Source organism: Paenibacillus tritici (assembly GCF_013204885.1).
GTDB lineage: Bacteria > Bacillota > Bacilli > Paenibacillales > Paenibacillaceae > Paenibacillus_AQ > Paenibacillus_AQ tritici.
Window position 1 is genome coordinate 171,978 of record NZ_JABMKX010000004.1, and the last position, 25,829, is coordinate 197,806.

Annotated in this window: 19 protein-coding genes and 1 pseudogene; 18 read left to right on the plus strand and 2 right to left on the minus strand. The window is 56.2% G+C overall.

From position 1 onward, the window contains the following. Positions 1-216 precede the first annotated feature (216 nt). The 15 genes and pseudogenes from ggt (at position 217) to HQN87_RS08605 (ending at position 19,353) form a co-directional block, all read left to right on the plus strand. Entirely contained in the window at positions 217-1,794 is a 1,578-nt protein-coding gene (gene ggt / locus HQN87_RS08530; protein WP_173130669.1) for a gamma-glutamyltransferase, read from the plus strand. A gap of 76 nt (positions 1,795-1,870) precedes the next feature. Then, a pseudogene (locus HQN87_RS33200) lies at positions 1,871-2,455 on the plus strand (amidase family protein); the annotation flags it as partial. A gap of 1,238 nt (positions 2,456-3,693) precedes the next feature. Continuing rightward, positions 3,694-3,933: a hypothetical protein gene (locus HQN87_RS08545; RefSeq protein ID WP_173130672.1), complete on the plus strand. Its 240-nt coding sequence runs from the start codon at positions 3,694-3,696 to the stop codon at positions 3,931-3,933. Positions 3,934-4,593: 660 nt separating this feature from the next. Beyond that, the gene (locus HQN87_RS08550; protein WP_173130675.1) at positions 4,594-6,168 is read left to right on the plus strand and encodes a PucR family transcriptional regulator; all 1,575 of its coding nucleotides are present in this window, start codon (positions 4,594-4,596) and stop codon (positions 6,166-6,168) included. Positions 6,169-6,191: 23 nt separating this feature from the next. Next, positions 6,192-6,815 carry an NTP transferase domain-containing protein gene (locus HQN87_RS08555; protein ID WP_216857207.1) on the plus strand — a complete coding sequence of 208 codons (624 nt, stop codon included), beginning with the start codon at positions 6,192-6,194 and terminating at the stop codon, positions 6,813-6,815. Positions 6,816-7,058: 243 nt separating this feature from the next. After that, on the plus strand, positions 7,059-8,234 hold the full coding sequence (locus HQN87_RS08560; protein ID WP_173130681.1) for a BMP family ABC transporter substrate-binding protein: 1,176 nt from the start codon (positions 7,059-7,061) through the stop codon (positions 8,232-8,234). A gap of 113 nt (positions 8,235-8,347) precedes the next feature. Then, positions 8,348-9,880 (plus strand): ABC transporter ATP-binding protein, encoded by a 1,533-nt coding sequence (locus HQN87_RS08565; protein ID WP_173130684.1) that lies wholly within the window; start codon positions 8,348-8,350, stop codon positions 9,878-9,880. A gap of 44 nt (positions 9,881-9,924) precedes the next feature. Further along, the gene (locus tag HQN87_RS08570) at positions 9,925-10,992 is read left to right on the plus strand and encodes an ABC transporter permease (RefSeq protein WP_246553670.1); all 1,068 of its coding nucleotides are present in this window, start codon (positions 9,925-9,927) and stop codon (positions 10,990-10,992) included. A 39-nt stretch (positions 10,993-11,031) separates the two neighbouring features. Further along, positions 11,032-11,961, plus strand: coding sequence for an ABC transporter permease (locus HQN87_RS08575; RefSeq protein WP_173130690.1), 930 nt, complete (start codon positions 11,032-11,034; stop codon positions 11,959-11,961). Between the two features lie 52 nt (positions 11,962-12,013). Next, entirely contained in the window at positions 12,014-12,532 is a 519-nt protein-coding gene (uraD, locus tag HQN87_RS08580) for a 2-oxo-4-hydroxy-4-carboxy-5-ureidoimidazoline decarboxylase (protein WP_173130693.1), read from the plus strand. A 78-nt stretch (positions 12,533-12,610) separates the two neighbouring features. After that, on the plus strand, positions 12,611-13,069 hold the full coding sequence (locus tag HQN87_RS08585) for a hydroxyisourate hydrolase (RefSeq protein WP_173130697.1): 459 nt from the start codon (positions 12,611-12,613) through the stop codon (positions 13,067-13,069). Positions 13,070-13,107: 38 nt separating this feature from the next. Continuing rightward, positions 13,108-14,505 carry an allantoinase AllB gene (allB, locus tag HQN87_RS08590; protein WP_173130700.1) on the plus strand — a complete coding sequence of 466 codons (1,398 nt, stop codon included), beginning with the start codon at positions 13,108-13,110 and terminating at the stop codon, positions 14,503-14,505. Continuing rightward, complete coding sequence (locus tag HQN87_RS08595; protein WP_254075413.1) at positions 14,469-15,797, plus strand: Zn-dependent hydrolase; 1,329 nt, start codon at positions 14,469-14,471, stop codon at positions 15,795-15,797. The genes allB and HQN87_RS08595 overlap by 37 nt, the downstream gene beginning before the upstream one ends. A gap of 115 nt (positions 15,798-15,912) precedes the next feature. Beyond that, on the plus strand, positions 15,913-17,145 hold the full coding sequence (locus HQN87_RS08600) for a pyridoxal-phosphate-dependent aminotransferase family protein (protein WP_173130703.1): 1,233 nt from the start codon (positions 15,913-15,915) through the stop codon (positions 17,143-17,145). A 399-nt stretch (positions 17,146-17,544) separates the two neighbouring features. After that, on the plus strand, positions 17,545-19,353 hold the full coding sequence (locus tag HQN87_RS08605; RefSeq protein WP_173130706.1) for an adenine deaminase: 1,809 nt from the start codon (positions 17,545-17,547) through the stop codon (positions 19,351-19,353). Between the two features lie 162 nt (positions 19,354-19,515). Here the strand turns inward: HQN87_RS08605 and HQN87_RS08610 are convergent, their stop codons facing one another. Continuing rightward, entirely contained in the window at positions 19,516-19,785 is a 270-nt protein-coding gene (locus HQN87_RS08610) for a hypothetical protein (RefSeq protein ID WP_173130710.1), read from the minus strand. Between the two features lie 452 nt (positions 19,786-20,237). Here HQN87_RS08610 and HQN87_RS08615 point away from each other — a divergent pair, with 452 nt between their 5' ends. After that, positions 20,238-20,693, plus strand: a complete 456-nt coding sequence (locus tag HQN87_RS08615; protein ID WP_173130714.1) for an IDEAL domain-containing protein — start codon at positions 20,238-20,240, stop codon at positions 20,691-20,693. 80 nt (positions 20,694-20,773) lie between these two features. Here the strand turns inward: HQN87_RS08615 and hemH are convergent, their stop codons facing one another. Beyond that, positions 20,774-21,826: a ferrochelatase gene (gene hemH / locus HQN87_RS08620; RefSeq protein WP_173130717.1), complete on the minus strand. Its 1,053-nt coding sequence runs from the start codon at positions 21,824-21,826 to the stop codon at positions 20,774-20,776. A 483-nt stretch (positions 21,827-22,309) separates the two neighbouring features. Between hemH and HQN87_RS08625 the strand changes: the two genes are divergently transcribed. Continuing rightward, positions 22,310-24,619 (plus strand): FMN-binding protein, encoded by a 2,310-nt coding sequence (locus tag HQN87_RS08625; RefSeq protein WP_173130721.1) that lies wholly within the window; start codon positions 22,310-22,312, stop codon positions 24,617-24,619. Positions 24,620-24,843: 224 nt separating this feature from the next. Beyond that, positions 24,844-25,800, plus strand: a complete 957-nt coding sequence (locus HQN87_RS08630; protein ID WP_173130723.1) for a 3'-5' exoribonuclease YhaM family protein — start codon at positions 24,844-24,846, stop codon at positions 25,798-25,800. Positions 25,801-25,829 lie beyond the last annotated feature (29 nt).

Here is a 25,829-nt window from a genome sequence, read left to right on the forward strand (position 1 = left end):
GCCGGTCGTATATGAAAGGGAGGTCGTCGCAACTCTATAACAGATGGATTGAATGGTTTCCAGACCTGGAACTGCTTCCATCCTGAAATTTGTGCATAGCTCACAAAAAAAACGGCGGCAAATTTACAGTCCCGCGGAAGTGATTGACAGGGGTTTCGGGCGTGCTGTTAAATGACACTAACTTGAACGGCAGGGAGAGGGAAAGGCGGTGGCGGCATGACGAGAGGACCTGTGATCGGAACGGCAACCATGGTGGTCAGCCCGCACTATCTGGCATCGGCAGCGGGGGCGCGGATCTTGGAGAAAGGCGGCAACGCCTATGATGCGGCCGTTGCAGTCAGCGCTACGCTGGCTGTGGTCTACCCGCATATGACCGGGCTCGGCGGCGACGCCTTCTGGCTGACCTACAGCGCTGGTGAAGGGCGCGTGCGGGCCTATAATGGCAGCGGACGCTCGGGCTACGCCGTCCGCCGGGACTGCTATGCCGGGGAGGGGGCCATCCCGCGCCGGGGGGTACGCAGCGCCATTACGGTACCCGGAATGGCGGATAGCTGGGAGGCCGTCCAGCGGGAGTATGGACGGCTGACGCTCGCGGAGGTGCTGGAGCCGGCTATCGGCTACAGCGCCGGGGGATTCCCGCTGTCGCCCGACCAGCACGGGGGCAGCCTGCTGGCCGGAGCCGCGCTGACTCCCGAAGCGGCGGCGGTCTATCTTCCCGGCGGCCGGATTCCGGCGGCAGGCGCAAGGTTCGTGCAGCGGCAGCTGGCCGGGACGCTGCGGACTTTGGCGGCGGGAGGCCGGGATGCTTTTTATAAAGGGAGCATTGCTGAAGAGATAAGTGAATATATGCTGGCTTCCGGCGGCTATCTGACCCGGGACGATTTCGCTGATCACCACGGGAGCTGGGTAGAGCCGCTCAGCACGGATTACCATGGATATACGGTCTATCAGGTTCCGCCCAACTCGCAGGGATTCACGGCGCTTATGGCGCTTAACATATTGGAGCATTATGACTTCGCAGACATCGCGCATGGGTCGTATGAATATTATCATCTGCTTGTGGAGGCGCTGAAGCTGAGCTTCCGCGACCGGGACCGGGTGCTTACAGACCCGGACTTCAGCAGCATTCCGCTGGAACACTTGCTGGGCAAGCCCTATGCGGCTGAGCTGGCAGCAATGATCTCCCCCCGGCAGGCGTCTGTAATAAACAGTGAACCGGTCGGCCGGGATACGGCTTATGCTGCTGTGGTGGATGGGGAGGGCAATGCGGTTTCGTTTATTCAGAGTCTGTATTTTGAGTTCGGGTCAGGCGTGGTAGCCGGGGATACGGGCATTCTGCTGCAGAACAGAGGGTCCTTCTTCTCGCTTGATCCGGCCCACATCAATCGGCTGGAGCCGCATAAGCGCACATTCCATACGCTGATGCCGGCGATGGCCTGCCGGGAGGGCAAGCCTGCCTACCTCTATGGCACACAGGGCGGTGAAGGGCAGCCGCAGACCCAGACCCTGCTGCTCACGCGGATGCTTCACTACGGCATGGACCCGCAGACTGCGGTGAATGAACCCCGCTTCGTCTGGGGCAGAACCTGGGGAGATCCGACCCAGGAGCTGAGAGTCGAGAACCGGGTGGAGGCCACAGTGCGGGCGGAACTGGCGGAAGCAGGGCATCTTGTCCGCGAGGCAGGGAGCTATGACGGTATAGTGGGTCATGCCCACGCCATCTCGGTGGATGACAACGGCTACCGCAGCGGAGGCACGGACCCGCGTTGTGACGGAGCGGCCATCGGGTGGTAGGCGGCTGGATTCGCTCGCAGCGAAGCGGGAGAGACTGAATAACCCGGCCCGGCCGGGAGGAAAGGCAGGGAGCAGCATGGCTCTTCATAATCTGCACGGCGCATTCCGGGTACCGGAGCTTGAGGTTCCCGGCAGCGGACACGGGGTTTTGCAAGGTCTAACCTTCACGGTAAAAGATGTCTTCGCAGTAGCCGGGCACCGTTCTTCCGCCGGCAATCCAGACTGGCTGCGCAGCCATGAACCGGCGGCGGCACATGCAGCCGCTGTCCGCAAGCTGCTGGAAGCGGGAGCTACGCTGCGGGGGGCTGCCCACACCGATGAACTGATGTACAGCCTCGGCGGTGAGAATTATCATTACGGCACACCGGTGAATCCGCGCGGGGAGAACCGGATTCCCGGCGGTTCATCCAGCGGGTCTGCGGTGGCGGTGGCCTGCGGAAGTGTGGATTTCGCCCTTGGTACGGATACCGGAGGATCGGTGCGTGTTCCTTCGGCTTATTGCGGCGTCTTCGGCTTTCGGCCAACACACGGCGCGGTGTCACTGGAGGGAGTGATTCCGCTGGCACCGGGTTTTGACACGGTGGGCTGGATCGCGGGAAGTACGGAGCTGCTGCTGAAGGCAGGCCGCGTTCTGCTCGGGCCTGTGGACAGCGGCGGAGCCGGGGCTGCCTGTAGCGGGGATAACAGCATGGAGCAGAGCGGGGGAAGGATGGACAAGTCTGCTGGTGAGTACATGGATGTGAATGGAAGTGAGTGCGCCGGCAATCGTACGAATGCGAATGGAAGTGAGTGCGCTAGTAATCGTACGAATGCGAATGGAAGTGAGTGCGCTAGTAATCGTACGAATGTGAATGGAAGTGAGTGTGCTAGTAATCGTACGAATGCGAATGGAAACGGGTATGCCGGTGACCATACGAATGCGAATGGAAGTGAGTGCGCCGGTAATCGTACGAATGTGAATGGGAGCAACCCCGCGGGTAACCGCAGGCCCGCCCGTCTGTTCATCCCGCCGGAAGCATGGGCATTAGCTGAGCCGGACAGCGCGGCCTTCCTGAAGTCGGGCCTGGATAAGCTTCAGTCAGGGGCTTCCTTGCAGGCTGCTGAAGCAGTGATTGCCCCCGAAGGCTTGAAGACCTGGATGGATGTCTTCCGGGAACTGCAGGGTGCCGAGATCTGGGTAACCCATGGCGAGTGGATCGGACGGGAGCAGCCGGTCTTCGGGCCGGATATTGCCGCCCGGTTCGCTTGGGCGGCGGGGCTGGCCGGGGCGGATCACAGCCCCGCCCTTGCCCTGCGCAGCCAGATTGCTCAGCGGCTGCGGGCGTTGCTCGGGAATGACGGCTGTCTCGTCATTCCGACTGTGCCGGGGCCGGCTCCGCTGCGCGGGGCTGCGCCGGAGCAGCTGGAGCGCAACCGCAGCGGAGCCATGATGCTTAGCTGCATGGCCGGACTGGCCGGGCTGCCGCAGGTTACGCTGCCGGTGGCGGGACCCGGCGGATTGCCGCTGGGACTCTCGGTCATCGGCGGGCCTGGACAAGATCTTGAACTCCTGTCGTGGATACAGGAGATATGGCTGTAGCTGCTATGCAGGCAGCTCAAGGATCAGCGGGGCCTGAGCCAGGCGCTGCAAGTATTGTTGTTACAAGTGGATAACTTGTAAGGAATAATCATCTAAGCTCTAGTTCTCTGTACGCAGAGAATTAGGGCTTTTTATTGAAATATAAGAATTTATAGGTTGCACACGATGGTGAAGCCGTTTCTACTTGCACAGCACTCTTATTGTGGATGAGAATTGGAAATCCAAAGGATAAATGCTCAGAGCTGCCTAAAGTCGGCTACACCTAGTGGGAACAAAGGACTAATCCTTCTGTTTCTGCCGAGTGTGGTTGAAGGAGAGTAATGAAGAGTAGTAGTGCACCTGAATTCAGCGGACGCGGGCTAAATGAGCCAATAAGGAGCATTAATGCACCTGAATTCACCGGACGCGGGCCAGATGAGCCAATGAAGAGCATTAATGCACTTAAATTTACCGGACGGGGGCTAAATGAGCAAATGAAGAGCATTAGTGCACCTTGTTACGGCGAAGACCACCAGAAGTCGGCGAATGGAGAATGGTTAGGAAACGGCACCGTCCTTTAAGAGGACGGCGAAGCCGTTTCTGCTTGTGTGGGAATTATAATATCCGTCTGTTGTGGATAAGAGGGGCATAGCGTGGGCCGGATGTATTCGAAAACAAACATGTCTTTCAAGGCACAACTCCAGCATGAAAATGAGCAGCGCGCCTAAAACAGAACGTCGTCTGTTCATCTATTTAAACAAACTTTAACGAAAAACCGAACACAATTAGACTGGACGCGCCGCGTAAGCCGAATGTAATCGAAAAACCGAACACAATTGGACTGGGAGCGCCGCGTAGGCCGTGCGTTTATCACAGGTTGTGCCAAATGTATGCGGAAAACCGAACACAATGTGCGGGTGCGAGTACGAGGCGTAGACGGTCTGCCCTGGAAAGGGGCAGACGGTAGGGGGAGGTAGCCATACGAAAATGGTCGGGACCGCAGAGGTTCTTACATTATCTATCCGCAGGGTGATCGGGTTCCTTAGCATTCATTCGTAATTGGTTATCCGATAACAGCCCATAAGCCGATAAATCCACCGTTAACGTAATATTATCTAACACAAACGAATAATAATCTAACATTAATCTTCCCAATAGGGTTCATTTTATCTATAATGTTACATAAAGTAACATTATAGACCGTAAGCAACATTATGAAACCACAAAAGGAGGGGTGGCCTATGCATCTTACCGTGGAAGAAGCGTTGTCCATTTATCCTTTATCCGAAGCCAAGCTTATCGCAGGGTCCAGGGGGAAACACCGGATTGTGAAGTCGATCAATGTGATGGATGCACCGGATATCTCCGACTGGATCAAAGAAGGGGAAATGCTGCTGACCACAGCCTATCTGATCAAGGATAGCCCGGGGGATGCTTCGGCACTGCTGCAGACGCTGAACCGCCGCGGCTCGGCGGGGCTGGGGATTAAGCTGGGCCGGTTCTGGGATGCTGTGCCGCAGTCGCTGATTGCCGAAGCGGAGCAGCTGAATTTCCCGCTCATCGAGCTTCCGTTCCAGTTCACGTTCTCCGATCAGATGAATGGCCTGTTCCGTGCGGAACTCTCACGCAGCGTAGGTGTCCTCCAGAGCATGATGGAGAAGCAGCGGCTGCTGATGCGCCTCGCTTTGCGTTCCGGACGCAGCCGTCCGCTGCCGGACTCCGTCTCCGAGGTGATCGGTTATCCGCTGGCAGTTATCAGCGCCCGGGGGACGGTGGTCTTCAACAATTCGGGATACTCCGAGAGCGAGCTGCTGGAGGGCTGGCCCTGGCAGCCCCGCAACCAGCGCTTCCGGCTCGGCGGGGGCACGGGCTTCCGGATTCCTCTGCTCCAGGCAGGGAAATGCCAGGGGTATCTTCACTATTGTGATATTGATCCCTTGCTGCTGCCTGTGGAGGAGAGTCTGTTCGTCCAGGGAGCGGAGCTAATCTCTTATCACATTCATGCCGGGCTGGAGGATTATTTCGAGCATGCCGGACACCGTGAATTCAGCGGGCTGCTGCGGCGTTACCTGAAGGACGGACTGAAATCTGCAGAGCTGTCGCAGGCAGCGCTCAAGCTCGATATTACGCTGCTTCAGTCCCCGTTTCAGCTTGTGCTTACCGAGGTGACCGCTGCGGGAGAGGCCCGGCAGGGAGAGCTGCTGCGTCTGAAGGAGGAGTATTCGGAGCATCCGGCGCTGCAAGGGCAGGGGGCGATTCACTGGATGATGGAAGAAGGGCTGCTCTCGCTGTATCCGGCCGGACCTTATCAGCCGGAGCGGTTCCGGGAGCTGATTCGTGAATGCTTCGGCAGCCTGAAGTCCGATCAGGGGGAGGGCCCGCGGTCCGCTGTCAGCAGCGTGAAGGTGAGGCCGGAAGAGTTGAAGGAAGCTTTTGCCGAGATTACAGAATGTATAGGAATGTCCCGGCAGTGGGGGGCGCATGGAAATGTGGTGCATTACCGCCAACTGGAGCTTGATTTGCTGCTCAGCAAGATTCCGGCAGCGACCATGGAGCGTTATTACAGCGGCAGCCTGCGCGGATTGCTTAGCCGGGAGCCGGAATACGTCAAGGAGATGCTCCATACACTGGAGGTTTATCTGGAGAATGACGGCCATGTGAATGAAACGGCTAAGAAGCTGTTTATTCACCGCAATACGGCGACTTACCGGATGGAGAAGCTTAGCGAGCTGCTGGATGTGGATTTCAAAAAAATCAATGATCTTATGAAGCTAAAGCTGGTATTCCTGTTCCGCAGCATGCTGGAGCGTGAATAACGGGCCATCCGTAGAAGAATGCCATGAAAAAGGAGTGGAGAACAATGAAGGTGGCCGGAATCTATCTGGCGGCAAGCCGGAGCATAGGTGCAAACGTCTCTGCAGGTTCTCTGAACCGGACGGGGGACAGTTCCCCCGGTGCAGCAATGCTCCGTGAGCTGGAGAACTGCGGGCTGGAGCCGCTGGTGGTGGTCGTCCGGGCCAATGATCCATTAAGCTGGCTGCCGCCCGCCGAGAACCTGGAGAACACCCGGCGCATTGAGACTTGTCTGACGGCACACCTGGGCTTGTCGTTCTCGCTTCGCTGCGGTCTGAATGCTGTCTCTCCGTTTCAGCCGGATGCGGTAGTCATTGCGGATGCAGACCAGCCGCTAATCGAAGCGTCCTATGTCCGCCGGTTAATCCATACCTTTGAGCAGGAGCAGGGGCTTGATTATGTCGCAGGTACCCGTGAAGGGCTTCAGATGGCGCCTGTTCTGTTCGCCAGATCGTTGTTTGGCGGACTTCAGGAGCTGGACGACGGGGACGGCATAGCGGCCATTATACGATCTCCGGAATACAAGGGCATAACATTACAGGAGGAGGCTGACCGGATGTTCACAGAGGCGGAGCTGCCGGGAAGCTTCGGGAAGCTGCGGTGGAAATAGGGTGCGCGTTGGGACGGCAATGGACAGTGAATTCTTTATTTTCCGAAAATGTTGTTAGATAACCTCACTCATATTACAGATAATTTGAAGTAACTTCGTGCATCAAGCACAAAACCAGCCGCGGTTCTTATCACGCAATACAAAGCTATGTTATATAAATTTACGTAACTGCTGCGCCTCAGTATAGTAGAGATACATTAATGGCCACAGCCATTAGGAGAGATCTTCTGGAGGAGGAGTATTATGAAAAAAAGGGGTCAGGCAGCAGTCACATTCAGCTTGATAACCATGTTCCTGCTGGCGGTGATCTTAAGCGGGTGCGGCACGAACAATACAGCATCGAATACGAATGCAGCGGCAACGGAGGCGCCTGCGGCAAGTACAGCACCGGCAGACAGCGGGGCAGCAGCAACAGAGCCGACAGCAGAGAAGCCGACGGTTGCTTTTGTCTATATCGGGCCTCCGGGTGACGGCGGATATACGTATCAGCATGATCAGGGCCGCCTGTATATGGAGAAGGAGCTGGGGATCAAAGCGGATTTCGTGGAGAATGTACCGGAAAGCGCCGACGCCGAGCGGATCATCACGGAACTCGCACAAAACCATGATATTGTGTTCACCACAAGCTTCGGCTATATGGACTTCACCTTGAACGTAGCCGGCAAATTCCCCAATGTGAAGTTCCTTCATGCCTCCGGTTACAAGACAGCCGAGAACATGGGGACATACTTCGGCAAAAACTATCAGGCCAGTTATCTGTCCGGGATTGCAGCAGGCAAAATGACGAAGAAAAATCATCTGGGTTACGTAGGAGCCTTCCCGATCAGCGAAGTGATCTATAATCTGAACGCCTTCACCCTGGGGGCGCAAAGTGTAAACCCTGATATCAAGGTGGATGTGGTATGGACCAACACCTGGTATGATCCGGCGACTGAACGTCAGGCGGCTATCAGCTTGCTTGACAAAGGCGCAGATGTCCTGCTGGCCTACCAGGATTCACCGGCTACGCTTCAGGCGGCGGCGGAACGGGGCGCTTTTGCCGGAGGAAATGACTCGGATATGGGAAAATATGCACCGGATAACTATCTGACCAACCCTGTATGGAACTGGGGCCCTTATTACGTCAAAGCCGTTCAGTCCGTCATGGACGGAACCTGGAAGAGCGAGCGGTACTCCGGCGATATGGCGGACGGTATGGTTGAGCTTGCACCGTTTGGCAACAAGGTTCCGGAGGATGTGAAGCAGCTGGTGGAAGACGCCAAGACCAGAATCATCAGCGGTGAGCTGGAGGTATTCACCGGCCCGATCTCGGACAACAAAGGCAAGGTCGTGGTTCAGGAGGGGCAGAAGCTGACGCTTGAAGAAGTGCTTGCCATGAACTGGCTGGTCCAGGGTGTGGAGGGCTCGATCCCGCAATAACCGCAGCTTCAGCTTTATATATTCATACAGCACAGCCTTACGGGTGGGGCGGGGTCCGCGGTTCGGAGCCTTCCCCACCCGTACTATAACTATCAGGAGAGGAGCGTCCCGCCATGCAGGACCCTTCGGTTGAAATGCGCGGAATCGTGAAGAAGTTCGGTGCTGTAACGGCCAGCGATCAAGTTGATTTTTCGGCAAATGCGGGTGAGATTCATGCGCTGCTTGGGGAGAACGGAGCAGGGAAAAGCACAGTCATGAGCATGCTGTCAGGGGTGTACAGGGCGGACGCCGGAGAGATTCTTATTCACGGCCAGCCGGCCAGAATCCGCTCTCCGAAGGATGCGGCACTTCTTGGGATAGGCATGGTCTTTCAGAACTTCAGACTGGTGCAAAGCCTCACGGCAGCGGAGAATATCGTGCTTGGCGAAAAGTCGTCTTTCTGGCGTGGCAGCAAGTGGATGAGGAACAAGCGTGAAGAGATTGAGGCGCTCGGTGAACGGTTTGGATTGAAATTCCCTGTAGACCGTCCGATCTGGCAGTTGTCCGTCGGTGAGCAGCAGCGGGTTGAGATTGTCAAAACGCTGTACCGCGGCGCAGACATCATTATTCTGGATGAACCCACCTCGGTGCTGACGCCGGGAGAAGCGGAGCAGCTGTTCGCGACCCTCCGGGTTATGAAGCAGGCGGGGAAGACAGTCATCATGACCACGCATAAGATGAAGGAAGTCATGGCGTCCTCGGACCGTATCTCCGTCATGCGGAAGGGAAAAATGATTGCTGCGCTGAAGACGCACGAGACGGATGAGCTGGAATTAGCCCGGCTTATGGTAGGGCGGGAGATTGCCATCAGCCGTCAGGAACGGGAGGCCACGGAAGGGGCGCCTCTGCTGGTTGTCCGGAATCTGGAGGTCGCTGCGGATCATGGACGCAACGCGCTGGACGCTCTGTCGCTTACCGTGCATGAAGGGGAGATTGTCGGTGTGGCCGGAGTAGCGGGCAACGGGCAGAAGGAGCTGGCAGAAGTGTTGACTGGACTTCGGACATGGAGGACAGGCGAGATTATATTTGACGGCAGCCCTGTAAAAACAGCCTCGGTCCGGGCGGCCATTGATTCAGGCATTTCGCATGTGCCGGAGAACCGGATGAAGAGCGGTCTGGCCGGACGGCTGGGTTCTGTTGATAACCTGCTGTTCAAGTCCTACCGCAGTGAGGAGCATTCCAGATTTGGCTTCCTGAAGGCGGCGAGGAACCGCTCCTGGTCGCAGGAGCTGGTCCGCCGCTTCAATGTGAAGACGCCGGAGCTGGATACTCCCGTACAGCAGCTGTCCGGCGGGAATCAGCAGAAGCTGCTGTTTGCCCGCGAGGTCAGCCATCAGCCGAAGCTGATGGTGGCCGTCCATCCGACCCAGGGGCTGGATGTCGGCGCAGCGGCCGGGGTCCATGAGCTGCTGATGGAGCTGCGCGGCTCCGGCAGCGGTGTGCTGCTGATCTCTGAGGATCTGGATGAGCTGCTGCAATTATCCGACCGTATTCTGGTGATGTACAGCGGTTCAATTATAGGGGAGAGTGATCATGAGCATGCGGACCGGGAAGTAATCGGCCTGATGATGGCTGGTATCCGAAGCGTGGAGGGGAGCGCCGTATGAGTCCGAAGCCTGGAAGTGATTCTGTAGTACTGAAGCCCTTGCCGATGCGCAGCGGGCGGTGGTATTCCCTCAGGCTGGAATACGATTCAAGCCGTACCCGCTCCCCCTGGTGGACACCGGTTCTGTCTGTTATTCTGGCACTTCTGCTCTGTGCAGGCTTCATTGCGGCGAATGGCATGAGTCCGCTGGTTGTGTATGAGAAAATGCTCCGCGGGGCGTTCGGAACCTCCTACGGCTTCACCGAAACAATGGTCAAAGCCATTCCGCTGCTGCTGTGCGGACTTGGCATCGCGGTGGCTTACCGGATCTCTGTCTGGAATATCGGGGCGGAAGGCCAGCTTACAGTAGGCGCTATGGCGGCTACTGCGGTAACGATCTATTTCCCTGATCTGCCCTCCTTCTGGTCCATTGTGCTGATGCTGGTCTTCGGCACAGCGGCCGGGGCGCTGTGGGGTCTCATGACCGCCGTTCCGCGAACCCATTTCGGAGTCAATGAGCTGATCACCTCGCTGATGCTGAACTATGTAGCTCTGCTGGCGCTGGATTATGTAGTGTTCGGTCCCTGGAAAGACCCGAAGGGCTTCAACTTCCCGGGTTCACCGGTGTTCACGGCGGCCCAGTCTCTGCCGGTGCTTGGCAGTACCCGGCTGCATATCGGGCTGGTGTTCGGTCTCGTGGCTGTCCTTCTCTATTATCTGATGATCCGCTTCACCCGCTGGGGGTATGAGCTGCGCCTGATCGGGGCCAATCCTACAGCGGCCCGTTATGCGGGGATTCATCTCAAAAAGCATATTATCATCGTCATGCTGATCAGCGGCGGCCTTGCCGGGATCGCCGGGATGGCTGAGGTCTCCGGGGTTACCCATAAGCTGATGCAGGGAATCTCCCCGGGCTATGGCTATACGGCGATCATCGTCGCTTGGCTCGCCAAGCTGAACCCGCTGGGCCTCATTGTGACCTCGATTCTGTTCGGCGGCCTGATTGTCGGCGGATACAGTGTTCAGACGATCGGACTGCCTTCGTCGATCTCGGAAATGCTGCAGGGCGCGATCCTGTTCTTCCTGATTGCCGGCGACATGATTCACCGTTTCCGCATCCGCCGGAGCGCATAACAGCATTCTGGTGCAGTTCGTACAGAAGGGGGTTCATTCATGGATTTCACAACGCAGTTACTCATTGCTGCCATCTCCGCCGGAACGCCGCTTCTGCTGGCCACCTTGGGAGGCATTTTGACTGAACGGGCCGGAATTATCCAGCTCGGTGCCGAAGGGCTGATGCTGATGGGGGCAGTGACGACTTGTATCGTCTACATCCGCAGCGGAAATCTGCTGCTTGCCCTGCTCTCGGCTGTGGCTATTACCGCCCTTCTGGGCGTAGTCCATTCGTTCTTATGTGTCACGCTCCGGGCGAATCAGACGATGTCGGGCCTGGCGATGACTTTATTCGGCAGCGGGCTTAGCGCCTATATCGGCAAGCCCATCAGCGGAATTCCGCTTCCCGGCACATCGCCCAAGCTGGATCTGGGCGTGGTGAAGCAGGTGCCGGTGATCGGAGAGATTGTTGGACGGCTGGATGTTCTGACCTGGTTCAGTCTGCTGCTTGTGCTTGTGCTGCATCTGCTGATTCACCATACCTCATGGGGCCTGCATCTGCGGGCAGTCGGCGACAATCCGGCTACGGCGGACGTCATGGGTATCCGGGTGCAGCTGATCCGCTACAGCTATGTTACTGCCGGGGCTGCGCTGATTGGCCTGGCCGGTGCGGACATGGTGCTGGCCTATGCGCCGACCTGGAATGAAGGCCTTACCGCCGGGCGGGGCTGGATTGCTGTCGGTCTGGTTATTTTTGCCAGATGGAACCCGCTCCGCGCCCTCTTCTGCGCTTACTTTTTCGGAGCCCTTGACTCCATCGGCTTCCGTATTCAGCTCCTTGGGAGTGCGGTGCCGCCTTATTTTCTCAAAATGATCCCTTATGTCGTAACCATTCTTGTATTGATGTATCTGGGTTACCGCAACCGCAACAAGCCTTCCGGTACACCGGAATCGCTGGGAACGCCTTATATACGGGAACAGCGGTTCTAAGGACGGAGGGCGAGGGCGGTATGATGCAAATTAGACGGATGGAGGCGGGTCTATGAATACACCGGTGCACAGATTAACACTGCAACAGATTAACGCTATGGAAAAGCTGGAATTCGTAGAGAGTCTCGGCGGCATCTTCGAGCATTCTCCCTGGGTGGCGGAAGGTGTGTATGGGAGGCGGCCGTTCGAACACTTGCAGCATCTGCATACTGAGATGATGGATATAGCACAGAATGCGGAGCCGGACCGGCAGCTGGCCCTGCTGAAGGCCCACCCTGATCTGGCTACAAGACTTGCGGTCAGTCCGCTGTCGGCGGCAGAGCAGCAGGGGGCCGGACTGGACCGGCTGACGCCGGAGGAATTCAGGCAGCTTACAGAGCTGAATGCTGCATATACGGAACGATTCCGCTTCCCGTTCATTCTGGCTGTACGGGGCAAGGATAAAGACGATATCCTGAACGCCATCCGTGAGCGGGTAGGGCGTTCCTTGGAGGAAGAGCAGGCTCAGGCGCTGCGGGAGATCGGGAAGATTACCCGCTTCCGGCTGGAGGATCTGCTGGGAACGGGGTAGCTAGAGCCTGAGAGCATGAGCGATCATCTGATTTCACCTCTGCTGCATATTCTAAATCACTCACAGGAGGGATGCGCTATGAACGGGCAACTGACTACGCATGTGCTGGATCTGTCACGGGGCATACCTGCTGCGGGCTTATCGCTTCAGCTCTGGCGGCTGGGGGACGGGGAGCCAGAGCTGAAGCGTCAGGCGGTCACGAATGCGGACGGCAGGCTGGATGCCCCGCTGCTGGCCGGTGATGAACTGGAGGCCGGATGTTATGAGCTGCTGTTCATGGCCGGTGATTATTTCCGGGGCGCTGAGGCTGGGGCAGGAGCGGGTTCCGGTGCCGGTGCCGGTGCCGGTGTCGGTGTTGGTGTTGGTGTTGGTGCCAGTGCCAGTGCTAGTGCAAGTGCCGGAGAACGGGGTGCTGAGGCCGTGAGCCTGTTCCTGGAGCATATCCCGATCCGCTTCAACATTCTGGACCCGGCAGCGCATTATCATGTACCGCTGCTGGTTGCGCCAGGAGGATACAGCACTTACCGCGGCAGTTAAGCTGCTGCCTATATCCCTGGACCGGAGGTGATCTATTCATGAAGGAAGAAGTCTATGAGCTTATCATCAGGAACGGGGAGGTGGTGCTTCCCGGAGAGGTCCGCAGGCTGGATATCGGAGTGAAGGACGGCAGGATCGCTGCTCTGGGCGAAGCGCTTCAGGCTTCACCAGACACCAGAATCATCAATGCCGAGGGACAATATGTGTTGCCCGGCATGATTGATATGCATGTTCACTTCAATGAACCAGCGCTTGGACACTGGGAAGGCTTCCGCAGCGGATCGGCAGCCCTTGCGGCCGGCGGCTGTACCTGTTATGCCGATATGCCGCTGAACGGGAATCCGCCGACTGTGAATCTGGAGGCGTTACGGCTGAAGGCGGAAGCCGCAGCAGGGAACTCGGCGGTGGATTATGTCCTGTGGGGCGGGCTTGTGCCCGGCAATCTGGAGGAGCTGGACGGACTTGCGGCTGCGGGCGTTACGGGGTTCAAGGCTTTTATCTCGAACCCCGGAGGTGAAGGAGAGGGGCGGTTCCGTGAGGTGGACGATGGTACGCTGTACCAGGGAATGCTGCGGATTGCCGCAACCGGCGGAATCCTCGCCCTGCATGCGGAGAGCGAAGCTATAACCTCGGTGCTGGGAGCGGCTGCCATCCGTGAAGGACGCCGAAGTGCGCGTGATTTCGTGGCTTCGCGTCCCCCGGAAGCGGAGCTGGAGGCTGTGGCCCGGGCGCTGTTGTACAGTGAGCGGACCGGCTGCCGGCTGCATTTCGTCCATATCAGTACAGCGGCAGCCCTGGAGCTGATTCATGACGCCAAACTGCGCGGCCTGGATGTTACCGCTGAGACCTGCCCCCATTATCTGATTCTGGATGAGGGCAGCATGGAGACGCTGGGACCGCTGGCCAAATGCGCTCCGCCCCTGCGCAGCAGCACGGAGCGGGAGCGGCTGTGGGCAGCGCTGGCTGCGGGCCGGGTGGATCTGATTGCCTCAGATCATTCCCCCTGTCCGCCGGAGCTGAAGCTGGCGCCGGGGTTGTCGTTCATGGAAGCCTGGGGCGGAATTTCCGGTGCCCAGAGCAGTTTGGAATTGATGTTCCATGAAGGTGTCCGGGTGCGCGGCCTGCCGGTCACGCAGATATCCGCGCTGCTGTCCGGGCAGCCTGCCCGGCGGTTCGGGCTGGAAGAGCGCAAGGGCTCCATTGCTCCGGGGCTGGATGCCGATCTGGTGCTGCTTGATCCTGATGCAGCGTATACGCTGCGGGCGGAGGACTTATTGTACCGGCACCCGCATAGCCCCTATGTCGGAATGACCTTATCCTGCAAGGTAACCACAACGATCTGCCGAGGCAAGGTAGTCTACACAGCCGGGGAAGGAGTTGTTCAGGGCGGCGGGGGAGAATGGCTGCGTATTACCCGCAGCCGTCCGGGTCTATGATGCGCCAGGACCCGCCTGTTCCGGCAGGAGAGATGCTGAAGCTGCTGGATGAACTGGCAGCCTTCAGTGCTCCCGGTCCCGGAGTTACCCGGCTGCTGTATACACCGGAGTGGTGTGGGGTTCAGCATTTTTTGCAGGAAAGGATGACTGGACTCGGGCTTGAAGTCAGGATGGATCAGGTGGGGAATGTCTACGGTAGACTGGCCGGATCAGAAGCAAGTGACAAGGTCATTCTTACCGGTTCTCATATCGACACGGTGGTGAACGGCGGACGGTATGACGGTGCCTATGGAATCGCTGCTGCTGTTACCGCGCTGCATTACCTGCAGGCGACCTTCGGGCAGCCGCTGCGGACGCTGGAGGTGGTGTCCTTCTGTGAGGAAGAGGGCAGCCGCTTCCCTTTGACATTCTGGGGTTCAGGCCATGTGACAGGACTGTATAGCGGGAGCGAAGGTCTGGATTGCGCAGATGCTGAGGGGATAACGATGGGGGCGGCAATGGCTGCCTGCGGTCTGGGCGGGATAGCAGTGTCAGGCGCTGAAGCCGCCGCAGGCCTGGAAGGAAGCTATCGCTTCAAGGATAGTCCGGTACGCAGCGATGTCGCTGCTTATGTGGAGCTGCATATCGAACAGGGCATCATTCTGGAGCGGACATCCCATCAGATTGGGGTGGTGCAGGCTATTGTCGGTCAGCGGAGATATCTGGTCAAGGTCTGCGGGACGGCGAATCATGCTGGGACAACACCCATGGGCTTAAGGCAGGATGCACTCGCGGGCAGCGCGGAGATGCTGTTGGCGCTGGAGCGGTCCGCTGTAGCGGAGGGTGATCCGCTGGTGGCGACAACCGGACGGCTCGAGGTATCTCCGGGTACGCCGAATGTGATTCCCGGGGAGGTGCAGTTCACACTGGATATCCGGCATAGCGAAGCCGGGATGCTGGAGCGCTTCTGCGCAGCTATCCTGGCGGAGTTCGCAGAGCTTAGCGGAAGACGCGGTCTGACGCTTGCGGTGCAGCAGCAGCTGGATACCACCCCTGCTCCCATGGATCAGGAGCTGTGCGAGGCGCTTGAGGAGATCTGTCTCGGGCAGGGGAAGTCGTTCCGGAGTATGGTCAGCGGAGCGGGGCATGATGCCCAGCTGTTCGCTGCGCTCTGCCCGGCGGCAATGATCTTCGTGCCGAGCCGGGGAGGCATCAGCCATTCTCCCGGGGAGTATAGCTCACCGGAGGAGCTGACTGCTGGATTGGAAGTGCTAACGGCATTATTATATAGATTAGCTTATACAGAGAACTGAAGCTTGGTAGCTCTTAAGAGGCTGGAGCTTAAGGGTGCTGAAGAGGTCGAGGCCTGAGAATTCTAAGAGATGTTACTCTCAGCAGACTGAGCTTGTTGAAAAAGGGGAGAAAGTGATGAAGCGGTACGAAGATCTGTCGCCGTCCTTGCGGTGTATTATGACTCCCGGCCCCGTGGAGGTCGATCCGCGTGTGCTGCGGGCTATGTCTTATCCGGTGCTGGGACAATTCGATCCCGAATTCACAGAGCTCATGAATGAGACGATGGAGATGCTGCGGGGGCTGTTTGCCACAAGCAATAAGTGGGCCTATCCGGTGGACGGCACCTCGCGTTCCGGGATTGAAGCGGTGATGGTCAGTCTGATTGCACCGGGAGACCGGGTGCTGATTCCGGTCTTCGGCCGTTTCGGCCACCTGCTTCATGAGATAGCAGAACGCTGCGGCGCTGAGGTGTTCACGATCGAGCAGACCTGGGGCAGCGTCTTCCCGCCGGAGGAAGTGATCGCGGCGATCCGGAGCTTCAAGCCGGATGTGGTGGCGATGGTTCACGGCGAGACTTCTACAGGCCGTGTTCAGCCGCTGGCTGAGATCGGGCGGGCCTGCCGGGAGCAGGAGGCGCTGCTGATTGTGGATGCGGTGGCGACCATCGGCGGAGTGCCTGTGGAGACAGATGCCTGGATGCTGGATGCCGTGGTCGGCGGGACGCAGAAATGCCTGTCCATCCCTTCCGGCATGGCTCCGATCACGTATAATGACCGTGCCGAAGCCAAGCTGCTGAAGCGCAAGCAGGTGGAGCGCGGGCTCCGTTCCGGCGCCGGCACTGCAAGTGAGCTGCCGGTTGTGCGCAGCAATTACTTTGACCTTGGTATGTTACAGGATTACTGGAGCCCCCGGCGGCTGAATCATCATACGGAGATGACCTCCATGCTCTATGCCTTGCGGGAAGGCCTGCGGCTGGTTCTGGAGGAGGGGCTGGAAGCCAGGCATGACCGGCACAGGTTCCACGAGCGGGCGCTGATCGCCGGTCTGACAGCTATGGGCCTGGAGTTATACGGGGATGCGGAGAGTAAGCTGACTGTAGTCACCTGTGTCCGCATTCCTGCGGGAATCGACGGAGAGTCCGTCCGTTCCATGCTGCTGGGCCGCTTCGGGATTGAGATCGCCAGCTCCTTCGGTCCGTTGCAGGGCTTAATCTGGCGCATCGGTACCATGGGCTTCAGCTGCCGGGAGAATAATGTGCTGCGTCTGCTCGGTGCATTGGAGGCTGTGCTGGTGCGCCATGGATATGCAGTCGCTGCCGGAGAGGGCGTTCAGGCGGCACTTGACGTATATGAGTCAAACGTAAGATAATCATAAAATGTGGTTACCGGCCCCGGCGGCCGGACGGAGAACCCCGGGGAATAAGTTCTGGGCAACGGCTTGCGACCCGTGAGGGGCGTCAGGGCCGTTTTTGCTAAAATGATAAAAAACTATATAGATTGAACTTGAAAATTAACCAGACAGGGAAAAGTGGCGGAGGAGAATTTTGGCACTGTAGGAGCATCAGCGACCGCCTGAAAGCTTTCCGCAGGAAAGCTAGCATCGTAAGCATCAGCAGTCACCGGATTTCCACCGCGAACAGTGGTATTAATTAAGAAATCTGGGGACGGGCAGCGGCCGGAGGGCCAAACATTCTCTGGAGTCACGGCCATCCCGGAACGTAAAACTATCAAGTACAATCTATACAATAACCGGAAGGGAGTGCACATAATGACATTTACACGACAACCATTGGCTGACTGTGTGCCAGAGCTGGTAGCAACAGCGCGGGGCGACCAGGCGGCTACACTGGTGATTACGGGCGGCAAGCTGGTCAATGTATGCTCCGGGGAGATTCTGGACGGCATGTCTGTTGCGGTGCAGGGCGGACGTATTGCCTATGTCGGCAAGGATGTCTCGCATACGATTGGTGAAAATACGAAGGTGATTGATGCGGCAGGCAAATACATTGCCCCCGGCCTGATTGACGGCCATTGCCATATCGAGAGCACCCAACTGACGGTGACTGAGTTTGCCCGTGCCGTGCTGCCGCTGGGGACGACCGGAGGTTTTTTTGATGCCCATGAGATTGCTAATGTATTCGGGCTGAAGGGAATTAAGCTGATGCTGGACGAGATGCGGGGAACGCCGTTGGCTGCCTATATGCAGGTGGCCTCCTGTGTACCTTCAGCGGGTGCCGAATTTGAAACGACCGGAGCATCCATCGGACCGGAGGAAGTAGCAGAAGCATACACCTGGGGCGAGGATGTAATCGCACTCGGCGAGGTGATGAATTTCCCGGGCGTAGTCTACGGCGATGAGAAAATGCTCGGCGAGATCCAGGCAACGCTCCGGGCGGGACGTTATGTCGATGGGCATTTCACCTGGCCGGCGAGTGACTGGAGGCTTCCGGTTTATGCGGCAGCTGGCGTGACCGGTGATCATGAGTGTGTGACAGCGGAGGATGTAATCGAACGCGTACGTCTGGGGATGTATGCCAAAATGCGCCGCGGCTCCGCCTGGCATGACGTCGCCAAAACCATCACCGCGCATACCAAGCACGGGCTGGACCCGCGCCGGATGATGCTGGTGACGGATGACCGCAGCTCCGAATCGCTGCGCGATGAAGGCCATATGGATTTTGTCGTGCGCCACGCCATCTCCCAGGGCGTGAAGCCGGTCACGGCTTTTCAGATGGCAACGATCAATACAGCTGAACGCTTCGGAGTAGCCCGTGATATCGGCTCAATTACTCCAGGCTCCTGTGCGGATATCATTCTGCTGGACGGGAATCTGGCTGATGTCCATGTCGTCCTGACGATTGCGGCTGGCGAAGTCGTGGCGGAGAACGGAAGGATGACGGCGAAGCTGAATCCGTTCACGTACCCGGATGAAGTGCTGGCCTCGGTACATCTGCCGCAGCCTCCGGTACCCGCAGACTTCGTGATTCATGCGCCGGTTGCCGACGGCGTTCTGGCTACGCGGGTCATTCAAGTCATGGAGAATCATGTGGAGACCGGGGAACAGATTATTCTGCTGCCGGTGGCCGATTCCAGGCTGGTGGTTGAAGACGGCCTGTGCAAAATCGCTGTTCTGGAGCGGCATAAGGGGACGGGGAATAAATCGGTTGGAGTGGTGCAGGGAATCGGCTTCCACGAGCCTGCGGCTATAGCGATGACTGTAGCCCATGACAGTCATAATGTGCTGGTCATCGGCAACGATGATACACTGATGGCTGAAGCGGCGGCTGCGGTGGCAGAAGCGCAGGGCGGTGTTGCCGTGATCACCGCTTCCGGGACCACGCTGTTCCCGCTGGCGATTGCCGGACTGATGTCCGCAGAGCCATTCGAGATTGCGGCCGCCCAGTCTGCTGCTATCAGCAAAGCGTTATATGATGCGGGCTGTACGCTGAATTATGCTTTCATGACCTTGTCCCTGCTGGCGCTGGCGGTCATCCCGACACTTCGGATCTCTGATAAGGGTCTGGTGCGGATCTCGCCGGAAGAGGGCATTCAACTGGTGCCGCTGTTCGTCAGCTAACTAAGCCTAATCCGGTATTCGTGCCGGGGAACGTGTGCTTATTCACGGCAATGCACAGCAATACATGGCAATGCAGCGCAATGCACAGTCATTCAGTCTTTGAGACTGGATGGCTTTTTTGTGCAAGTATAAGAATTTATATGTTTCACATGATAACTTATCCTAATATTTCTCGCTGAAACGAACACCGTCCTGATAAAAGGACGGCAAAGCCGTTTCCGTTTGACCCATGCTCCGTAACCCACTGGAGACGATTGGAACAACCTGACCGGATGCAGGATGGAATTCGGAAGCAGTTGGATTTCGTCCACTTGCTGAAGAGTAAACGGCCGCTGCAACAACAGCAGTTGTATAAATGGCACTTAAATGATCCCCTTTCACCCATAGTAGCGAAAATGAACGGCAGCAGATGCTGTTTTTCCACTTGTTCAAGCATATTCCTCGGAAAACGACGAATTAAGATACGTTTATCCACTTGCTTCCTGCGGGAGGGGGGCTCAGTGCCTCGAATCCTCGAGTCTCGTGCCTCATGCCCTCGAATCCTCGAGTCTGGTGCCTCGTGCCCACGAATCCTCGAGTCTGGTGCCTCGTGCCCTCGAATCCTCGAGTCTCGTGCCTCGTGCCCTCGAATCCTCGAGTCTCGTGCCTCCTGCCCTCGAATCCTCCTGTCCTCAGTTCCCCCTTTCCTCAAAAAAATAAATAAATTAACCGATTTCCAGCAGCCTGAAACAGAATTTTTAAAATTTTAAGTGAAAAGCATTAACAATAACTAAGAAAAAGTCGATAATACTTATAAATTAGTTAAAATTATTGTCGAATCATGAAATCACAGCATATGCAGCATATAGAGGAAAGTCCGAATATGAGGAACGGGGTGCATGAGAATGATGAGATTAGAAACACAAGACATCTTGAATATCACCAGGAAGCAAATTGCCGGTATTTTTAAAATGGAGCCGGTTGAACTGAAATTTGTCAATGATTTTCAGGGTGAGCAGTATCTTCTGACCAATGATAAGCTGCATCTCAGCAACCAGCATTATTGGGCGAAGGTAATGGATTGTGTCTTCGATAGCCATGTCAGACCTGTCCTGATGTGCGAGGTGCTCTACTTCCTGCGGAATGAGTTCCTGGAGAGCGATATCAAGCTGATGTTCTCTTATGATTTTGCAGAAGGTGCGGATGGGGCGGCGGCTGCTTCGGCAGAGATCTGCTTCAATGATTCGCCGGAGCTGCAGCCTGAGGAAATTGCTGAATTGATTGATTTTGCCCTGACTTTGCAGGATAAGCAGTGGTTCGAGGAACTGACTGCCAAATATAAACAGCTGACTGTTCGATAATCATATACCAAAAATAAACCGCCCGGTTCACAGGATCAAGATGCCTGTAGACCGGGCGGTTTTTTTATAAAAATTCGTTATCAGACCGGTTGGACAGCCGTCTTCTCAGTTACTGCGGAAGGGAGCCAGCCCCGGGCAGTGTCGCTTATCAGTCCGGCGAGGAAGCTGATCCACTCTTCCGTGTCATTCAGGCACGGGGCCACCTCCAGATTCTCTGCGGCTCCGCCGCCTGCGGCGAAGAGTTCCCGGCCTTCTACAGCCAGCTCATGCAGCGTTTCGAGGCAGTCCGTGACCAGTCCCGGCGAGAAAATCAACGGCCGCCGGATTCCGCGTCCGCTAAGCTCTTTCAGGGTATCGGCGGTAGACGGGCCTACCCAGGTCTCCGGCCCGAAGCGGGACTGGAAGGAGAGCTGCCAGCGTTCCGGGGGCCATTTCATAGCCTCTGCCAGCAAACGGGCCGTCTCCTGGCACTGCTGCGGATACGGGTCTCCGGTCTCGGCATAGCGGCGGGGAATTCCGTGGAAAGACAGAACATAGTAATCAGGCTCTTCACTCATTGCACGGATCTGCCGCAGCAATAAGGATCTCATCGCTGCGATGTAGTCGGGCGCATCATGGTAGGCTTCTACATACCGCAGCGCCGGTACGAACCGCTTGGATACCTGACCGGAACGGCTGTGCCGTCCCAGGGCGGCGAAGCTTGCAGCTTCATAGACAGAAGCAGTTGTAGTCGAGGAATACTGCGGGAATAAAGGAAGTACAATGATCCGGGTAATGCCCGCAGCTTCCAGCTTGCGGAAGGCTTCAGACATACCCGGCTCACTGTACGCAAGTCCCAGCTCCACTTGATAGCTGCTGCCCAGCAGGATCTGTAGCGCATTCTGCTGGGCTCTGGAGTGGACGAGCAGAGGGGAGCCCTCTTCCATCCAGATCTCCTGATACAGCTTCGCGGACCGGCGCGGCCGGGTGCGCAGAATAATGCCCCGCAGCAGCGGCTGCCAGAGCAGCGGAGGATAATCAATAATTCTGCGGTCGGACAGAAAGCGCTTGAGATAGGGACGGACCGCCTTGGCACTAGGGGCGTCGGGGGTTCCGATCTGAGCGAGAATAACACCTATAAGCGACTGATTCATGAGTAGCTGCAGCCCCTTTCCGTGAACATGACATCGTTTAAAAGTATCATATATAAGCAGAAACATACAATATAATATATCGCACGAATATCATATGAAGGAGTAAATGGGAGATTATGAGAGGCAGAGGAAATATATATTTTAGTATAGTGCAAAAAAGTGATGTTTCTTATAGGGTATGTGATTTTATGTACAGAGAAAAGAGTTTCAATTTTGTTACCATCAAGCCAGAAATGTTCACCAGCCGCTTGAAGTCCACTTATGTGAATTAATTCACTTCACTATGTGAATTGTTTCACCTTTTGAAAGATTGTATATATAGATGAATCTTTTCTTACACGGGATGGGCCCAGCAGGAATGGCAAAGGGGGAATGTACTTGTCAGGAGGAGTCGGCTACTCTTCATAATGAGCAGGAATTGAACGAAAGCGAACGGGTTGAAAAATGCTACATATTACTGGGGATATAAAGGAGAATACGCATTTGAAAAAATTAATTTCTTTGACTGTAAGCGCAGCCTTGCTGCTCGCTCCACTAGCCTACACGATTAACGCACCGGCTTTGAACCTGAAGGTGGATGCGGTTTCAGCAGCCTCGGAAGAAGCTCCGGCAGCGACTGCGAAGCCCGCTCCGAAACCGGCAGCCACTCCGAAGGCAACAGCCAAACCGGCTCCTACTCCGAAGGCAACAGCCAAACCGGTACACACTCCGAAGGCAACAGCCAAACCGGTACACACTCCGAAGGCAACAGCTAAACCGGCGGCTACTCCGAAAGCGACAGCCAAACCGGCAGCTACCCCGAAGGCAACAGCTAAGCCTGTAGCAACCACCGCCCCGGCGGCATCCCCCAAGGCAACAGCCAAACCGGCCGCAACAGCTAAGCCTGTAGCAACGGCAGCACCGGTAACTGTGCACGAAGCCGTATATCAGGACGGAGTATATGTAGCCTATGGAGATGCGTACTCCAAAGGTACAGAAGGTGCCAAAGTTACCATCAAAGACGGCAAGATCGCCGACATCGAGCTGCTGAGAACCAGTCCCAAAATCATCGACCGCAATGCCCGCGAGAATTACAGCGGAGTCTGGACGGCCTATGGCCTGATGAAAGACAGACTCGTAGGCAAAACCAGAGACGGCGCTGCTGCTGTTGACGCTGTATCCGGCGCCACCCGCACCAGCAACGGCTGGAAATTGTCGGTGGACAGAGCGTTCGCAAGATCGCTGCAGGATAAGCCGGCTGATGCCGCTTACTTCTCCGGTGTCCACATGGGTGTAGATCCTGAAGCCAAATATGCCGTATTTGCCACTTATGAGGCCAATAAGCTTACGGATGTTAAGCTGTACCCGCTGAGTGCAAACGGTGATTTCGTGGATGAGAAGACTTATACTGCTGAACAGACAGCAGCGATTGCAGCTATCACACCTGCACTGCTGGCCAAAGGTTCTGCTGCACAGCCGGTAGCCGGTTTCGAGGCCGAATCCACAGCCGCAGTTAATGCTTTCTGGGATGCAGAGCAGAATGCGAGCGTTCATAACACGGCTGCTTACATCGACGGATTCTACTCTTCCTACGGAACGGCAAGAAGTGTAGGCGTGGAAAGAGCGGATGTTGTAATCCGCAACGGCAAGCTGGTGGATGTGAATCTGTTCAGACTTGGCAACAACCTGATAGACAGAGGCGCAACCGCTTATGCGGAGGTTGTGAAGGCGAATGCTCCGATGACAGCCAAGCTGCTGGCTAACGGCTCTTATTTTGCCAAATATGACGAGAAGGTAGACGGAATCTCCGGTGCGACCGAGAGCAGCCACGGCTGGAACCAGGCGGTAGAGCGTGCTTTTGAGAAAGCCTTGAAGGTTCCGGGTGAAGGTCAGTACTTCGACGGCAAATTTGCCGGTGTAGATAATCAGTCGAAGGTTATGGTGCTGGTTGATATTGAGGCCGACCAAGTAACGGGAATCAAGCTGAGCCTGTTCGGTACAGACGGCAAGCTGATTGCTGACGACAAGCGTACCGAAGCACAGAAATCCCTTGTAGACCAGCTGACTGCCGGTTTGCTTGCAAAAGGCGTAGACACTGCTGATATTGCCGGTCAAGAAGCGGTATCTGCCGCAGCAAAAGCAGCTCTGACTGATGCTTTGACCAATGCGTCCAAATTACAAGGCACTTATAAAGACGGTACCTTCACCGCTTACGGTAATGCTTATGATAAAGGCACCAACAAAGCTGATGTTACGCTGCGTAACGGCAAGATCGTAAACGTTGCTCTTTCCCGTGTGGGCATGAACATGGCCGATCTGGGCAAAGCCGCTTATGCTGAAGTCCAAAAGGCTATTCCGGTACTGACCGCCAGCTTCCTTGCCGAAGGTACAAGAGAAGGTGCGCAGGGGGTTGATGCAGTATCGGGCGCTACCAGCAGCAGTGATGCACTGAAAGCTGCCGTTGACAGAGCTTATGGTAAAGCGGAAATTACAGAAACGGATAAAGCGGCTTACTTCGATGGCATTTTCATCGGTGCAAGTGCTGACAAGACTGTAAATGTTATGGTTACGACTGAATACAATGTGCCGGTAACTATGGCTGTGTACTACCTTGATGATAAAGGCAAAGTAAGATACGGCCTGAACGATGATGAGCTGCTCGTGAAATACGAGATCGAGAACACCTCGAATGGCAAAGGATTGCATAAGTACGGATACCGTGCAGCAGCCTTCGGAGCGAATGATGCCCAGAAAGCCATCTCCGCCAAAGTCATCGAAGCGATTAAGGCAGCGCTTGAAGCCGCAGGCAAATAATTAAATCCATTCACCAGGGGTTGTCCTTGACCATGCAAATGGCGGGGACGCCCTTTTTTCTGTTGTTAGAGGAATTATAGAGACTTGGCAGCCGGAGCGGGACATAAATTGGATTGGTGATTGCATAGTAATTTAAAGGGATTTGGGAAGTGAATGTCTAAACCTTAATATACACACTAATATACACAGCAGGCCGAGACCTGTAAGTAATAGGAGGCTTCACAATGACATTAATCAAACAGCTATCCCCGCAGGATGAATTCACCGGCTTCTATCTGCTCAGAGAGCTGGGGCTGAAGCAGACCAACGGTACTCCTTCCAAGGATTATTTCGATATTGTACTCGGTGATTCCAGCGGTCAGATTTCGGCTAAATATTGGGACGTCAGTGTGACGGATAAGGAGACTTTTTTCCCGATGGCACTGGTGAAGGTCCGCGGTATTGCTCATACCTACCGGGAGAAGCTCCAGGTCAAGGTCACCAAGATTAGACTGGTGGATGAATCCGACGGCGTGTCGCTTACGGAATTCATCCGCTCGGCTCCTGTGCGTCCTGTAGACCTGGTCCATACGATCAAAAACGCGATGGCAAGCATAACCGACCCGGACATTGCGGCGGTTGTTAACTTCTGTGTCGGTAAGGTAGAGGAGAAGCTGATGCATTATCCGGCGGCCAAAACCCATCATCATGCTTATTTTGCCGGACTGGCTTATCATATGGTCAGAATGCTGGAGATTGGAGATTTCCTGTGCAAGCAGCGTCCGTTCCTGAATCCTGATCTGATGAGAGCGGGCATCATTCTTCATGATATCGCCAAGCCGGAAGAAATGATCTCCCAATACGGCATTGTGTCGGATTACAGTGTGCAGGGCAAGCTGATCGGGCATATCTCCATGGCTTCGAGCTGGATTACGGAAGCGGCCATCCGGACCGGGATTGATCTGAATTCGGAGAAAATCCTGGCGCTTCAGCATCTCGTATTGTCCCATCACAATCTGGGAGAGTGGGGAAGTCCGGTTCAGCCCCAGACGGCTGAGGCGGTGGCCCTGCATCATATTGATGCCATGGATGCCAAGCTGCAGATGGTGGAGGATGCCCTCGACACCACTCCGGAGACGGAGGAATGGACGCCATTCATTAGAGGACTGGAGAATAAGGCCGTGTACCGGCTGAAGATATAGGATACTCTGTATTGCTGAAAAGCAGATAA